The following is a 14646-nucleotide window of genomic DNA, read 5'->3' on the forward strand; positions in this document are numbered from 1 at the left end:
ATGGGAGACCACCATATGCCGGTCTCCCATATGGCGTAAATTTACCCCAAAAGCATTGACTTTAAAAGAATAATATGTTAGGAGAATCAACAACATAAACCATGGAAAATTTGGAATGTATTACATGTTTAAAAAAGGGAGACAATATCCGAACAAATGACCTATATTTAATTAGGTACTTCTTCCACCCTCTCCAAGACTTTCCTCTACTGTATACCCGGAGGGAGGGAAGAGGGAGATGGAGGGAGGCGAACCCGTAATATATAGTTCTTTACACATTCGGAACATTTGTTCTATAATAGGATAGAACTACTCCAGAATTACCCTCACTTCCCATGTCGGATAATGTCGAACGATAAAATAAAAGAAATTGTAGACATTTAGCAGAAGATGACGTAAGATAAAGGTAGCCAAGGGAAACCGCGGTAAGTTATAGTAAAGAAGGTGATACCACCTTACGGGAAGGGAAGTTGAAGGAATATGGAATCGAAATACTTAACAGTGGAACAAGTTGCAAAGGATTTAGGCTTAACAGAAAAAACGGTTCGAAAATACATTAACGATGGTGAACTGACAGCTTATAAATTGGGGACAAGTTGGAAGATAGCACCGTCTGATGTAGAAGAATTTCTAAAAACAAAATCTAACAAACAAAAGGGAGATAAATAAAATGACAAACTCAAACACTTCTAAAGCGGTAGAAACAAATAATACAGAAATCGTAGAAACGGACATCATTGTAAAGGAAGATTTGGTTACAACTCTTTCACCTACAATGTTTGAAAATACTGGTGAAGCATTATTCTCAACTATTCAAGGCGACGACCGTAAAACGAAAGTAAAAGTATACAACGCCATTAGTAACAGCGATAACTCTTTATCCGACCACCTAGGTGAAGTCATTAAGATTACGGATTTTGTAGCACACCCTATTACACTCCAGGACGAAATTACAAAAGAAGATGTACAAGCCATGAGGGTTGTTCTTCTTACGAAAGACGGTGTAGGTTATCACAGCGTGTCAGGCGGTGTCGTATCCTCTATGCAACGTATCATTGGCTTGGTAGGACAAGGTCCTTGGACAGAGGAACCACTTGCTATCGTTCCTAAAGAAGTGAAAACGCGTAAAGGGTTCAAAACTCTTACATTACATTTACAAGGATAATAATTGCCAAGGTGAATAGAATAGCCCGCTATTAAATTAGCGGGCTATTTTTTATAAAAGGGGGATATATAATAAATGGCTGCCATGATTAGAAAAGAGGTTGAAACCGGGATAGAGCTTATATTTACGGACGATGACATTACGACTAAGCGAAAAATTGTTATGAACATACCAGATAACACCGTTATTATTTACGACTGGATTGATACAGATTTACAGGTGGTTAGCCTTTCCGTATCGGAATTTATGACGGCTGCATGTGAATTAGTTAATAACCAATTTATAGAGAAACTAGCTTAATTCATAAATTGATAGAGGGAATATTTTTATTCCTTCTATGACTTTTTTAATTAAGGGGGTGAATATAGTGTAATGGCTAGCAAGCGACAGAGAAAGAAGCAGCAGGCAAAGAAAAATATAGAATTGCTATCGTCCGTAGGGATTACAAATAAAAAAGAAATAAAACAATTAAAAAATAAACCTAAAGCGGTGCAGAGTGTTTATAAAAAAGAACACCGAAAACAGGTTGCAAATGAACGCTCTAGCGTTATTAAATCGTTTGGGTATAAAGTGTCTGACCATTCTAGCAAACGTTACTGGGGGTCTGCTAGGTGGGATGCGTGGGTACAAGAACAACACCGAATAAAAAAGAAAGAAGAAACAAAAAAGAAAAATGATGATGATTTATATTTACTCATGTTTTGGAGGGATAAAACCGCGGAAGGGTTTGCCGATACGGAATTGATAGAAAGATATAAATATCAATATCAGTATATGAATAATGAACAATTACTTGAACGGATTAATAAATATTTACGGACAATCAAACCGCAAGGCGCAGAGATAGGAACAAGTTTATGTGTGCTGGTGAAAGGCAACCAGCGAAAACAATATATCAACTTTATGTCTCATATGTCCGAAACAGTAAACACCATGTCTGATGCGAATGACTGGATAGTAGTCTATGAAGGAAAGGCTATGAGATATCATCCTTTATTGCTAGCGGTTCATGCTATGGTTCGATTAATGTATGATACTAACGAACGGTCTGATTTTATCGGTAACTTAATAGATAAGTTTCTCCCGAGAATAAATAAAAAAATGGCTTTACGTTTAGCAAAGGATTTAAATTGGAGGGGATTTTAAAATGGCTGGAAAAAAACAAAAAAAAGAGGATAAAAAACCTGTTAAGATTTTTACCCTCGATACCGAAACGCGTGGTTTGTTTGGGGACATATTCCGCGTCGGCATGTATGATGGTGAAAAATATTTCGTTTCAAACACTTTTAAAGAGATAAAAAACATCTTATCTAAGTATACCATAAATTATGATTGTCATATATTTATTCATAATTTGGATTTTGATTTATCTAAAATGGCGACCGAATTAATTCCGACAGTCGATTTAAATAAAAGTATTTTTATTAATAATAATGTTACCGTCTTTCAAGCGAGTATTACGACCGCACAGCATACAGAAGAAAATGACATTATTACACAACCTATTACGCTACATGATAGCAATAAAATTATATTAGGTCGGTTAAAGAAAATATGTAAAGATTTTGGATTGGATAGCAATCAATCAAAAATCGAATTAAAAGACCATATATTAAAATTAGGATGGGGAAGAAATAAAAAAGGGGAACCGATTAAAAATAAATCCGAGTATGACGAGTTTGAAAGTGAAGGATATTATTTTATGAACGTCGACCCTTGGGAAAAAGAATTAAATGAATATTTACGAATGGACTGTGTTTCCTTATATGAGGTAATAACCACATTAATTAACATATCAGAGTTACCGATACACGAATTTTTAAAATGTCCCACAACGGCTAGTCTTGCAATGAAAGTGTTTCAAATAAATTACCCGGAAGATTATGAAAAAGCGTGTTCGACTAATTATTATGGGGTCACAGGTGAAAAGAATGAAGCGTTTATTCGAAATAGTTATTGTGGAGGGCGTACCGAAGTATTTACACCCTATCTGGAACAAGGGTATCATTATGATGTAAATTCTTTATATCCCTATGTTATGAAAAACTTCCCTATCCCTTACGGCAAACCAACGATGTACATGGGTGATAAAGCCCGCCAAATGTTCAAGTATTGGTATAATTTCGGTCAAGGTGCTGGTTTCATGGAAATTGATATTCATATACCAGACACGTTGCATATTCCCCCATTACCAGCAAAACGGAATAATAAATTAATATTCCCGGTCGGTAATTTACATGGAACCTGGACGTTTGAGGAAATTAAAGTTGCCTTGGAAATGGGTTGTAAAATAAATAAAATCTATCAATGTTTATTTTTTGATAAAGTCGATTTTATTTTTAAAGATTTTATTGCCTACTATGAAAAAATAAAAACAACAAGCGAGGGCGCTAAAAAAACATTTGCGAAATTAATGCAAAATAGTTTATATGGAAAATTCGGTATGCGAAGACTAAGACGCAGCTTATTACCGATTGAGGAATTAGATAAATGTAAAGAACGGTATAGAACAAAAGGGTATCGGTATATTGTATTAAATAATCCTTTAATAGAAGGCGATGAATTTATTGAAGCTGATATTGCTTCCCATGCGCCTTATATACAACCGCATATCGCTGCCTATGTAACCAGCTTGGCGCGTATTGTTTTATATAAAGGAATTATGGAACAATTGGATAAAGGACAAGTGGCATACTGTGATACGGATTCAGTAGCCTGTAAAGCCATGATGGATGATGAATTAGTGGACGATAAGGAATACGGTAAATGGAAATTAGAAAGTGAAGTGGTGGAAGGTATTTTCTTACAACCTAAAACCTATTGGGAGAAACATGGGGAATTAGAAGAGGACGCGGAAGGGAATTTAATGAATAAAGAAACGAAAAAATTTAAGGGAATTCCTAAACGTAAAATGGAAGATGTCACAGTAGATACGTATCGTCAAATATTCGGGAAATTACAGGATATTCAAAGGCGGGAGGAAGCTGGGGAAAAAATTCCAAAAGAGGAAGCGTATTTCCCTTTATATTTAAAAGCAGAGAAAAAACGATTTAAATTCGCCACTAATTTAAAAAACGGTCAAACAAATTTTGATGATGATTTTGAGGTAACTAAAGGAATTATTTTAACCAATTCGCAAAAAAGAAAAATGGACTATATCAATAATACAAGCACCCCTCATAAATTAAATGAATGGAGCGTGCAATAATGGAATTAAAAGAATTAATAACATTTAACGAATCCGAATTAAAAACCCTCCAATCGATTTTATATGAAGCGGTATCCAGTGGAGGAACATACTTCGAAGATGCCGAACAAATCTATAATAAAATAAATAATAAATTAAATAGAATAGGAGAATTAAAACAATGGTGAAAATAAATAGTCTATTTAACAAATACGGACAGATGAAAAGCTATACGATTGAAAATAACAAATTAGTCGAATTAGATAAATATAAATTGGATTTATCTTCTTTATATCCAACAATAATGAAAAAGGAGGAATTAAATAAATGGTGAATATTCCATGGAGTAAAGAAAAATTATTTATAGCTAATACTAAATTAATGGTTGAAAATAAACAATTAAAAGAAGAAATTAAATTCCTATCCGAATCTAATTTAACGAAAGAATTAATGAAAGAGCAGCAGCGGTCTGCTACGTTACGTATTGAAAATAAAGCATTAAAAAATGTAAACAATGATTTATATGAGGAAAACTTCATATTAAAAAATAGATTAAAAATAGATTAAAAAAGGAGAATTAAAATATGAAACTCACAGATTTAATAAATGAATTAAATAGAATTAATTCAGAAGCCAGCGGGGAATATGAGGTAGAAATAATGGATACTCATTTTCGTAAGTCCTTTCCAATAGGCTTTATTGCCGATTGTGACAAAGAATTAAAAATTGTATTAGGTTAATTTAATGAAAACATACGAACCCCTAAATATGTTTAGCATAGCCGCACACCTTTGGGTATTTTATTTTTATAATTATTTATAATTATTTATGAATTAAAACTCCTATTTTAATAGGGGTTTTTATTTTGTTCGCAAATTAACAGAACATATATTCGTATTTTTATTGACACCGAATAAATGTTCGCATATATTTAATCTACCGAATTAAATAAATTATTCCAATGGAGGTAAAAATATGTGTCATAAATGTTCGACAGATATAAAATCATGTACCTGTCATTATTATTTAAAATTAAATCTTCAATTTTTTGCAGAACCTGACGAACCAGAAAATACAGAACCAGAAAAAGAAGAAAATACAGAACCAGAAAAAGAAGAAAAGAAAGGGGATGACACGCCACCATGGGCGAAGAAAATACTAGACTTACTTCAACAGAGTCCGCAATCGAACAGCGGGAAGGGAGCAGCGGAAATTCCAGTACCAGCAGCACCGAAAGTGGAAGAAAAGGAAGAGGAAGACCACGAGGAAGCACCAGCTCCCAAAAAGAAAAGCTTCATCAACTGGCTAATGTAAACGAACCAAAAGCAACATCTATTTCCATTCCGGGTGAAGACAAGCCCGCAGCACCGAAAAAGAAAGCACCCGCTAAAAAGAAAGCTGCTGCCAAGAAAGCCGATGCTACACAAGTGCAAATGCTACTCCTAACCGTATCAGGAATCATTGCAAGTCGTCCGGGTATGGAAGTCTGGAACTTATCGGCAGAGGAATCCTTACAGCTTGCCGAACCGATTAGTAACATAATCGCTAAGAATGAAGCACTCAATAATGTAACGAGTGAGCATGCGGACGCGTTCGCATTAGTCATGGCATGTTTCATGATATTTGTACCAAAATTCATTATGCACCAAGCTACTAAACCTAAAAAAGCCAAACAGGGGGAAAAAGTAAACTATGGAAAACCAAAACAGTCTATTACACCTACCAAACCACGAAACGAAGAAGGAACGTCTACAGGAGGTTCTCGACCAAATGATGGACAGTCTTCCCGTGCACATACGGACAATGGCACGAACTTTGGGGGGCAACTATCTAGCCTTATTCCAACAACTGCCGGATTCTGAAACGGATAACTTCATCCTAAAGATTAAGGAATTTATAGATTATGTCGAACATGGTCACCATTAAAGAAGGCGATTTTTACTATCAAATACCTCTACACGAATTTTCCCGGTATTGGTTACCAGTTATCAATAAGGAAGAAATTTTTCTTCATTTAGAGAAAGTGCCAACTGACATTCCCATGGTATCCCGGCTGGGGGGGTTGAAAAGGGGGAAGGGTGTTAAACGAGTCGTAAAAGCTTATGAACAAAAGGGGTCTGGTAAACATGTCTCAAATTACAATAGGACCTGACGAACATGCATTTGTACCCGGAATGACGGGTTCTGGTAAGTCGTGGTTAGCTGAAATATATCTTGCAGGATTCGAAAATTCGGTTGTGAAATTGGATACGAAAGGGGAAGTGTATGAACGCAGGAAAAAGAAGCAACCAATATGGCGCGGTTTAATAGAAGGAAAAGATTTCGTAGTCGTGGAGTATTTGAAAGATTTACCCGATGTCGAAACGCCTAAAATCATATACGCACCACATTTTACCGAACAATCTTTAGAGCATTACGATGCCCTTATGAAATGGGTGTATGAAAGGGAAAATACCACTCTATGGATTGACGAACTTATGGAGGTAGCACCAAACCCGCATAAGTACCCACCATATTTAAAAGCCATCTATACGCGCGGACGTAGTAAGAATGTGAGTATTTGGGCATTGGCTCAACGAACGTTAGATATTCCCGGAATTGTCCTTTCACAAACGACACACTTTTTTGTATTCAATTTGAACCAGCCACAAGATAGGAAAAAGATTGCTGACAGTACAGGGATTTTAGAATTTTATGAACAACCGGGCAAACATTATTTCTGGTACTTCAAACTAGGGGAAATGAATGCAACGAGGGGGATATTAAAAGTCTAGTTCCTTCTATTGAAAGGAGGTGATAAATTGGAGACTTCTATTGAAAGGAGGTGATAAATTGGAGACTTCTAAATTTCTAGGGGTAGGTTTGACAAAAGCTATTTCACTAGCGTTATTTACAATCGTCGTCATTGTGGTTTTAAAAACGATTCTTATTAAGCATCCGATTCCGGGTGTGACCGATGTAGTCACAGCGGTTTAATTTGAAGGGAGGTGAAACAATGAATTTGTTTAGTCCTAAATGGTATATCAACACATTTATACAAGTGTTCATTACGATGGTATTTATTTGGATTATTAAAAAGGTATCTGCAAAATATGAGATTCCAGTCGTTAGCAAAATGGCATCAGAAGTTTAATAAAAAATTAGTTTACTAGGAGGATTTTTATTCATGGCTCAACAACAATTATCGGCTCAACAAAGAGCAATCTTATTCGGGCAGGCAACGCGTCAAACACTTCAAACGATGCCTACCCAACAAGTCACATCTGAAAATAGTTCCGTTCAATTCGTACTACCAAAAACGAGACTACTTTCTAAAATCATGCTGGAAGTCGAAGCGGTCGCAACGCTTAAAGCAGCCAGCGCGGTGAATATTGCTAAAGATGTATTTTCACCATACCAAATTTTACGTAGGGTGTCACTCGATTTGAATAACGGTTTTAGTCCGTTTATCGTTCCTGGGCGGGATTTATTGCTTTATAATACAGACCGTTTAAATCCTGACGTTTTATTTAGCAATACAAACGCACGTGGGATGAACTATGTAGAAAATGCGGCAACCGTAGCAGGACAAGACCAAAAAATTAAATTCATGGTTGAACTTCCCATTACACTGAATGACCGCGACCCTGTCGGTTTGATTCTCCTTCAAAATCCAGAAACACAAGTAACCTTGACACTGGATATTGAAACACTTGCTAAGGCTTATAAACCAAAAGCAGGGGAAACCGTTACCTTTAAATCTATGCAAGTTACACCTGTTTTAGAAACGTTTACGATTCCACCAAGCGCCGATGCTACACCAGACATTTCCGTTTTGAAGCTGGTACAATCGAAAGCTGATATTTTTGCCGGGAACGGTCAAAATGTTGTCAAGCTGAATGTCGGTACGATATATCGAAAATTGGTTCTTTATTTAGAAGATAATGACGGTGTTCCGTTGAAAGATACGGACTTTAGCGGTCAGTTGGAACTCGTATTCAATCAGGCAGATATTCCGATTTCCATTAAACCATCCGTTCTATCAGCAAGAAATGCAAGCCAGCTAGGTTATGCACTGCCGGATGGAGTCTTTATTTTCGACTTTAGTAACCAAGGATTACCGAATATGGGCGGGTCACGTGATTATGTCGATACGGAACGTCTAACTGAATTCTGGTTACGTTTTTCAACCAATAAATCAGGTAAAGTTACCGCTATTTCTGAAACACTATCGCGCTTACGTTAATAAATAAAATGGGGGAAGTGAAAGCTTTCCCTTCCATTATAGAGGGGGTAAATAAATGTCAGCTTTGAATTTTAGTTATTCCGACGCCTACCCAACTATGGGCGGGGTCGATACACGAACGCAAACCGTACCAGAAGCAGAAGACCAAAATACACTAGTCGACGATGAGGATTTAGCACAAGCGAATCCCGTACAAGTAACAAACGCATCCAATAAAGTTATGTGGAGTTCCATTGCTGCGGTTGTTATTATTATCGTCCTGTTGAATTTGGGGTGATAAAACATGGAATTCGATGAAAAGACCATTATTAATGTGGTAACCCAAATCGGTGTCATTCCGGCATTATTCGCTTATACCCTTGTTAAAGTAAAAGGTTCTTTAGATGCTAACACAAGGATTATGACAAAGTTATATGAAAAGCTAGGGGGGCAAAACGTTGAATAGTAAAGTGTTAATGTTAGTCGTAGTCATTCTAGCCTTTTGGTTCTTTGTTATCCGAAAGAAAAAGGGATAACCGATGAATACGGAACGAGGATTATTATTTCTTTCCTTATGTTTGGGGTGTTTCTGGTTGGTGTTCGATGAGTTCTTTGGAAATAAAAGAATCTCTTCCATGGCTGCCAAAATGACCCCGGACATTCCAAGTGTCGGGGAAGCCGTCGGGGACTTTGTAGACAAGCAACTGGAAGACCCGGAAGAAATACAAAAGGGTAGCGAAAAAGCGAAAGAAAAAATTGATAAAAGTAAGGTTGATAAAGATACGAAAAAGCATTTAAAGGATGCTGTCGACCATTTCTATGATGGACGTATCCCGTCTTAAAGGGGGAGGGAACATTGAAAGATTTTACGGCAAGTATGCCATTCTTAATCTTTTTCATAACTGGAACATTCTTTTTCCATATGTTATTTGGAGCAAAAATGACGGAAGGTATGCTTTATCTGGTATTAGCATCCATGGCGGTTATGAATTCGGATAAAATAAAAAACCTATTAGGGAAGGTGAAGTTTGAATGAATAAAGTATTTAGCGTAGTAAGTGGAATCGGTGTTTTGATTGCGATTTTCTTATTTTTGAATAACAGCAAAGCTACGACTTCAATTATCTCAACGATTGGAAGCAATTCTATTTCTGGTATCAAAGTATTGCAGGGGCGTTAATTATGATGGAAGGCTATCATAAACAAAACGCTGAACACGCTTTTCAAAATATAAACAAGACAATCTATGTTCCTGATGCACGTCTCGCGGTAGGTATAGGGGAAGACCTTTCCCCTTCTATTATGCGGGTAGAATATCAGGCGCGTAAAAATTATGTAGTTGTCCCGGATGCTGGGAATAGAGCTATTGAAATGACTCAGATAGACGGGCATGCCGAGAACATTAAAGAAGAAAATTTTCCGAAAGAATTCTATATCGGAAATGTGATAGGAGGGTTCTAATTGGCAGCAGAATTTCAAATGGATAATGGCAGCGGTGGGGGCGGGGGAAACCCTGCCTTTCCTAAAAAGAAGGGTATGAAAATATCAAAACCCATGCTTTATATCGGTGGGGCGGTTATTGTCATTGTCTTTATCCTTATACGCGGGCGCGGGGGCGCACCAGCAGCAGAGGACGAGGAAGGACGAGAAGTCTATTTAACAGACGGTTACCCGGATAACGATGTCGATGTACAATCTCAAATGCAAAATTTCGGGAACATTCTTGAAGGTCAATGGAATGCGGATTTGAACGAACTGAAAACCGATATAGGGGAAACCAATAAAGAATTAATTGAAAAGAATAATGCTAAGTACCAAGGTCAGCTTGATAAAATTGCTAAACAAAATGAAAATCTTGCTACTCAAATTAAAAACTTATCGTCAGCACCTAAAACACCGACACCAAAACCAAAACCGACACCGAAGCCGACACCAAAACCGGCAGCAAAACCAAAACCAAAACCGAAACCAGCAGCGAAACCAAAGTATAAAGAGGTAACGGTTAAAAAGGGTGATACCCTATCAGAATTGACAGAGAAATATGGTAAGGGTGGTAGTAAAAAGGTTTATACGGAAACCGCTAAGTACAACAAAATTTCTAATCCTAACAAAATAAAAGTCGGACAGAAAATTAAAATTCTGGTATAGGGGGATAGCTTATGTCTAATAAGTACGATTCCTATATTAATGCGGCAGCCGCTAAATATGGGGTTGACCCTAAATTAGTGAAAGCTGTTATTCAACAAGAATCTGGTTTTAATCCGGGTGCTAGGAGTTCCGCGGGGGCAGGTGGTCTGATGCAATTAATGCCGGGTACAGCTAGAGGGTTAGGCGTGAAAAATGTATATGACCCAAAACAGAATATAGAGGGGGGTACAAAATACCTTTCTCAAATGCTAAAGGCTAACAATGGGAGTGTTCCCCTTGCTCTAGCCAGTTACAACGCGGGGGCGGGTAACGTGCGTAAATATGGGGGGATTCCCCCTTTCACCGAAACGCAAAACTATGTCAAAAAGATTATGGCGAATTATAACGGTTCTGGTTTATCAGTGAGTACCAATGGTTCTTCAAGTTCTGGGGGCGGGCAGGGAATAGCAGAAAAATTGTTTTCTAGTTCCATCAGTGTACTGGCTATTATCTTTTGCATTGTAGTAGGATTCATTTTCTTCTTTAAAGTATTTCCAGTAGATGTACCTATACCGCCACAAGCCAAACTATTAAAGGCGGTGATGTAATGACAATACAAGAAACCGCAGCGTCACGAGCAGCCATGCAATATGGAAAAAGTATGGGGCTAACTATGACAAGTGGATATCGTTCACCGAGTAAAAATGCTAGTGTGGGCGGTGGTAAAAACAGTATGCACCAATCTGGTACGGCTTACGATTTCGCAGGAAGTAAAGCCCAGATGAAGGCTTTTGCTAATTGGGCAAAGAACTCTGGAATATTCACAGAGGTTTTATATGAAACCGCAGGACATTACGACCATGTACATGTCGGGTGGGGAACTGGTAAGCATGCCGATGGGAAGACGTTTGTAGGTGATGGGAAATTAATCGATATGAAAGAAGGTTCTCAATCAAGTACAAACGGTTCTCAATCAGGAACAGGAGCAACCGAAAAAATATTCGGTTCATCCGTCAAAATTATTCTCATTGCCTTATTTATTATTATCGGATTGACTTTCTTCATTAAAGCTTTTCCCGATGCGCAAGCTGTCGTTCCAACAAAACAGATTAAGAAAATTGTAAAACGAAAGGGGAAAAAGAATGGCTAAAATGAATAACGAATCGTGGAGGGAACAAACGATTGAAGGAGTAGGGGTTGGTAAGGTTAAAACCATTTATTTTGACGACACCAAACCGAACTATATTTTATTAACAAACCCTTGTCATTCTCCTTTATACGTCAGTACAAGTCCAGCGGTCAGTGATAAAGTAGCGGATATTATTATCCCAGTTAATGGGAGACAGCTATTTTCCCAAATGAATGGGGTTAAAGAATTATATATCGTTTGCTATGACTCTGATGTTCATAGTGTGCGTGTGAAAAGTTGGGAAGGAGAATTTGACCCGGTAACTTTAAACCAAACACAAGAAACCGTTACAAGCGACCCGAATCAGAGCCTAGGAAATGTTGTGGTGACTAACTTCCCTAGTACGCAGGAAGTTAATGTCAAAAACCCGGTAACAAGTGTGGGGGTCAATAACTTCCCTGCTATTCAAAAAGTAAATGTAGAAAATCCTGTAACGAGTGTAGGGGTTAATAATTTTCCTACTACACAGGACGTGAATGTTTTAAATCCTGTTTCAACAGCATCAATTGAAACTAAGCTTGATAGTCTTATAACTTTAATGACTGCAAATAATGAGAAGCTTGACCAGCTTATTGCAAAACCTTAATGAAAGTGAGGATATAACATGACAATAGATTATGGGGATATTGTAGACGAACCGCTAGAACAGTTTGACGTTTATTACGGTTCACCTAAACTAAATCGAACCATTCAATATTTGACTGATATGGTTAGAGGGGTGAATCAAGTAGTTTTATCCATTGACCAGTTCCCAATCCAAATCCCCGAAATCGATGATACTGGACGATTAGAAAGAGCATCACTCTTTGTATCTTCAAAAGGTGGTGGGAAAATTTTATTAGGCGCAAATACTTATATCGCAAGGTTTTATAAGATTCGAGATTTTGTGTTCTTGTCTGGTCAAGGCGACTCTACCATTTTAAAACTAAATGATAATACAAACACCCATTTTATTACCTATGCTATTAATGAAGGATTGCGTGGCGGAATTGAAAATATGACGATTGACGGTAATAAGCAAAATAATAATAATGGTGATGCTATCCACTTAGAAACACCGAATTGGACAGGTGCAAGCCAAAATCCTGACATTGCACCAACTATAGATAAGGTAACCATACGAGATGCTGCTGGTCATGGTTTACATTCGGGTGAAAAAGTACGTGAAGCAAAATATACCAATATCTTTGTAAGGGATAGTCGATTAAACGGTTTTGATATCGGTGGGTCGGATTCTATTTTATCAAAGTGTACTTCTTTTTGGAATGAAGGTACAGGGTATAGGTTCTTTACTGGAAATTACCGTATATCCGATTTAAAAGCGTTTGGTAATCGTGAATATGGATTTTGGTTTAATGAGGCAACTTCTATTATAGGTGTGAACTTAGAAGCACAAGAAAACTATAAACATGGGGTCATGTTGGGAGGATGTCAAGATATTACCCTAACAAATGTATTGGCTGATGCTAACGGCTACTCGCATGAATTTATTCCAGTTCAACCAAGCAATTTGAACGGTGTCCATATTTACGATTCTAAAAATATATATGTTCATGGTATCTCTAATGATTTCCATAAACGTATTGGAGAACCGGGATTCCAATGTTATGGTGTTTCAATTGGTGGTACATCTAACGAAAATATCACAATTGATATGAAAGTCCAGTTTAATTATAGTAATTATGCTATTAGTGGTAATAACAAGAAAATGAGGTTAGATATTAATGAATTGTCTCACCGCGATGGGATTAAAGCTGAGTTTGGAACATCTAGTCTAACAGATGAATCAGTTATCTCTATCCACCGTACCGGGAAGACACGACTTAAAATAGGTGAGTATTATGATGTGGGTGGCAACTATTCCACAATTGATAGTTATAACGCATCAGGAGATTGGACGGGTAGTTTGGCAAGAATTAAAAGTCAAACAGGAGATGTTGCTATTGGAACATCTAGTAAATCCTTAGGATTCTTTGGTAGTTACGGAACAACAAAGAAAACACTATCCGGTGCAAATGATACTGAAAAATTAAATAACTTGATAACAATATTAAAGGGTATGGGTTTATTTAATTAAAAAAGGGGATGAAATAATGGATATTACAAAAGCATGTAGGGATATTAACGAATTGTCTTCAGTAGCAAAGAAAGCCTGTAATCTCTTTTTAAATGAGTGTGAGAAAGCAGGAGTCGATATTTTCATAACCGAGACATACCGGTCACAATCACGCCAAAACTATCTGTATGAGCAAGGGAGGACACGTAAAGGGGATAAGGTTACTTGGACACGTTCAAGCAATCACACCGGGCGTATGGCATGGGATATAGCCGTTATGCCGCCAAAGTATCTGTATGACCTTACAACGCTTGAAAAGGCTGGTGCAATTGCTAGAAAGCTGGGTATTGAATGGGGAGGGGATTGGAAAACAAATATTGACCGCCCACACTTCCAAGTCAATAAAAATTGGAAAGCACCTGTCGAAAAGAAGGTAGTAAAGACCTATACCGTTAAAGCAGGGGATAGTCTTTCTAAAATATTAAAAACGAATGATAAAAAGAAATTGGAAGCATTCGCTAAAAAGAACAAATTGAAAAATATTCATTCGATATATGTTGGTCAGAAATTAAAAATGTAAACGGAATGTATACAATACCCACCCAATCGGTGGGTGTTTTCATGCGCTATTATTGTAAACGCTTACAATTCATATAACATACTATTAATCTATTGTCAAGGGTTTTGGGGGAAATTAACGCCATATGGAAGACCACCAT

At 37.2% G+C, this 14646-nt stretch carries 27 protein-coding genes and 1 pseudogene; 27 read left to right on the forward strand and 1 reads right to left on the reverse strand.

Features of this window, described 5'->3' with window-relative positions:
• The first annotated feature begins 480 nt into the window (after positions 1–480).
• The 10 genes from J7I90_RS19260 (at position 481) to J7I90_RS19305 (ending at position 5666) form a co-directional block, all read left to right on the forward strand.
• Positions 481–669 (forward strand): helix-turn-helix domain-containing protein, encoded by a 189-nt coding sequence (locus J7I90_RS19260; RefSeq protein ID WP_214773337.1) that lies wholly within the window; start codon positions 481–483, stop codon positions 667–669.
• 1 nt (position 670) lies between these two features.
• Positions 671–1165, forward strand: coding sequence for a hypothetical protein (locus tag J7I90_RS19265; protein WP_214773338.1), 495 nt, complete (start codon positions 671–673; stop codon positions 1163–1165).
• A 75-nt stretch (positions 1166–1240) separates the two neighbouring features.
• Positions 1241–1465: a hypothetical protein gene (locus J7I90_RS19270; RefSeq protein WP_214773339.1), complete on the forward strand. Its 225-nt coding sequence runs from the start codon at positions 1241–1243 to the stop codon at positions 1463–1465.
• Between the two features lie 72 nt (positions 1466–1537).
• Positions 1538–2311 carry a hypothetical protein gene (locus tag J7I90_RS19275; protein WP_214773340.1) on the forward strand — a complete coding sequence of 258 codons (774 nt, stop codon included), beginning with the start codon at positions 1538–1540 and terminating at the stop codon, positions 2309–2311.
• A gap of 1 nt (position 2312) precedes the next feature.
• Complete coding sequence (locus J7I90_RS19280) at positions 2313–4373, forward strand: DNA polymerase (RefSeq protein WP_214773341.1); 2061 nt, start codon at positions 2313–2315, stop codon at positions 4371–4373.
• The gene (locus J7I90_RS19285) at positions 4373–4540 is read left to right on the forward strand and encodes a hypothetical protein (RefSeq protein WP_214773342.1); all 168 of its coding nucleotides are present in this window, start codon (positions 4373–4375) and stop codon (positions 4538–4540) included. Before J7I90_RS19280 ends, J7I90_RS19285 begins: the two co-directional genes overlap by 1 nt.
• On the forward strand, positions 4534–4686 hold the full coding sequence (locus J7I90_RS19290; protein ID WP_214773343.1) for a hypothetical protein: 153 nt from the start codon (positions 4534–4536) through the stop codon (positions 4684–4686). Before J7I90_RS19285 ends, J7I90_RS19290 begins: the two co-directional genes overlap by 7 nt.
• Positions 4680–4919, forward strand: coding sequence for a hypothetical protein (locus tag J7I90_RS19295; RefSeq protein ID WP_214773344.1), 240 nt, complete (start codon positions 4680–4682; stop codon positions 4917–4919). Before J7I90_RS19290 ends, J7I90_RS19295 begins: the two co-directional genes overlap by 7 nt.
• A gap of 17 nt (positions 4920–4936) precedes the next feature.
• Positions 4937–5092, forward strand: a complete 156-nt coding sequence (locus J7I90_RS19300; protein WP_214773345.1) for a hypothetical protein — start codon at positions 4937–4939, stop codon at positions 5090–5092.
• A 235-nt stretch (positions 5093–5327) separates the two neighbouring features.
• On the forward strand, positions 5328–5666 hold the full coding sequence (locus J7I90_RS19305; protein ID WP_214773346.1) for a hypothetical protein: 339 nt from the start codon (positions 5328–5330) through the stop codon (positions 5664–5666).
• Here the strand turns inward: J7I90_RS19305 and J7I90_RS19310 are convergent.
• A complete protein-coding gene (locus J7I90_RS19310) occupies positions 5650–5991 on the reverse strand; it encodes a hypothetical protein (protein ID WP_214773347.1) in 342 nt (113 codons plus the stop codon). The two genes, J7I90_RS19305 and J7I90_RS19310, sit on opposite strands and share 17 nt — an antisense overlap.
• A 53-nt stretch (positions 5992–6044) precedes the next feature.
• Here J7I90_RS19310 and J7I90_RS19315 point away from each other — a divergent pair, with 53 nt between their 5' ends.
• The 17 genes and pseudogenes from J7I90_RS19315 (at position 6045) to J7I90_RS19395 (ending at position 14507) form a co-directional block, all read left to right on the forward strand.
• Positions 6045–6278, forward strand: a complete 234-nt coding sequence (locus J7I90_RS19315) for a hypothetical protein (RefSeq protein ID WP_214773348.1) — start codon at positions 6045–6047, stop codon at positions 6276–6278.
• A 200-nt stretch (positions 6279–6478) separates the two neighbouring features.
• Positions 6479–7126: a type IV secretory system conjugative DNA transfer family protein gene (locus tag J7I90_RS19320; protein ID WP_214773349.1), complete on the forward strand. Its 648-nt coding sequence runs from the start codon at positions 6479–6481 to the stop codon at positions 7124–7126.
• Between the two features lie 58 nt (positions 7127–7184).
• On the forward strand, positions 7185–7328 hold the full coding sequence (locus J7I90_RS19325) for a hypothetical protein (protein WP_214773364.1): 144 nt from the start codon (positions 7185–7187) through the stop codon (positions 7326–7328).
• 19 nt (positions 7329–7347) lie between these two features.
• Positions 7348–7485, forward strand: coding sequence for a hypothetical protein (locus tag J7I90_RS19330; RefSeq protein WP_214773350.1), 138 nt, complete (start codon positions 7348–7350; stop codon positions 7483–7485).
• 33 nt (positions 7486–7518) lie between these two features.
• Positions 7519–8577, forward strand: a complete 1059-nt coding sequence (locus J7I90_RS19335; RefSeq protein WP_214773351.1) for a cytoplasmic protein — start codon at positions 7519–7521, stop codon at positions 8575–8577.
• Between the two features lie 55 nt (positions 8578–8632).
• Positions 8633–8854 carry a hypothetical protein gene (locus J7I90_RS19340; RefSeq protein WP_214773352.1) on the forward strand — a complete coding sequence of 74 codons (222 nt, stop codon included), beginning with the start codon at positions 8633–8635 and terminating at the stop codon, positions 8852–8854.
• A 6-nt stretch (positions 8855–8860) separates the two neighbouring features.
• Complete coding sequence (locus J7I90_RS19345; RefSeq protein WP_214773353.1) at positions 8861–9022, forward strand: hypothetical protein; 162 nt, start codon at positions 8861–8863, stop codon at positions 9020–9022.
• A gap of 73 nt (positions 9023–9095) precedes the next feature.
• Complete coding sequence (locus J7I90_RS19350; RefSeq protein ID WP_214773354.1) at positions 9096–9398, forward strand: hypothetical protein; 303 nt, start codon at positions 9096–9098, stop codon at positions 9396–9398.
• A 14-nt stretch (positions 9399–9412) separates the two neighbouring features.
• Positions 9413–9592: a hypothetical protein gene (locus tag J7I90_RS19355; protein WP_214773355.1), complete on the forward strand. Its 180-nt coding sequence runs from the start codon at positions 9413–9415 to the stop codon at positions 9590–9592.
• A complete protein-coding gene (locus J7I90_RS19360; RefSeq protein WP_214773356.1) occupies positions 9589–9735 on the forward strand; it encodes a hypothetical protein in 147 nt (48 codons plus the stop codon). Before J7I90_RS19355 ends, J7I90_RS19360 begins: the two co-directional genes overlap by 4 nt.
• A 2-nt stretch (positions 9736–9737) precedes the next feature.
• Positions 9738–10016 carry a hypothetical protein gene (locus J7I90_RS19365; protein WP_214773357.1) on the forward strand — a complete coding sequence of 93 codons (279 nt, stop codon included), beginning with the start codon at positions 9738–9740 and terminating at the stop codon, positions 10014–10016.
• Positions 10017–10703 (forward strand): LysM peptidoglycan-binding domain-containing protein, encoded by a 687-nt coding sequence (locus J7I90_RS28155; protein WP_251025379.1) that lies wholly within the window; start codon positions 10017–10019, stop codon positions 10701–10703. It begins immediately after the preceding gene.
• Between the two features lie 14 nt (positions 10704–10717).
• A pseudogene (locus tag J7I90_RS27510) lies at positions 10718–11128 on the forward strand (lytic transglycosylase domain-containing protein); the annotation flags it as partial.
• Between the two features lie 161 nt (positions 11129–11289).
• Positions 11290–11832 carry a D-Ala-D-Ala carboxypeptidase family metallohydrolase gene (locus tag J7I90_RS19380; RefSeq protein WP_214773359.1) on the forward strand — a complete coding sequence of 181 codons (543 nt, stop codon included), beginning with the start codon at positions 11290–11292 and terminating at the stop codon, positions 11830–11832.
• Positions 11825–12457 (forward strand): hypothetical protein, encoded by a 633-nt coding sequence (locus J7I90_RS19385; protein WP_214773360.1) that lies wholly within the window; start codon positions 11825–11827, stop codon positions 12455–12457. Before J7I90_RS19380 ends, J7I90_RS19385 begins: the two co-directional genes overlap by 8 nt.
• 18 nt (positions 12458–12475) lie before the next feature.
• Complete coding sequence (locus J7I90_RS19390; protein WP_214773361.1) at positions 12476–13948, forward strand: right-handed parallel beta-helix repeat-containing protein; 1473 nt, start codon at positions 12476–12478, stop codon at positions 13946–13948.
• A 16-nt stretch (positions 13949–13964) separates the two neighbouring features.
• A complete protein-coding gene (locus tag J7I90_RS19395; RefSeq protein WP_214773362.1) occupies positions 13965–14507 on the forward strand; it encodes a M15 family metallopeptidase in 543 nt (180 codons plus the stop codon).
• Positions 14508–14646 lie beyond the last annotated feature (139 nt).

The sequence above is a fragment of the Bacillus sp. ISL-57 genome, from assembly GCF_018613135.1.
In the GTDB taxonomy this organism is placed as follows: Bacteria; Bacillota; Bacilli; order Bacillales; family DSM-1321; genus Peribacillus; species Peribacillus frigoritolerans.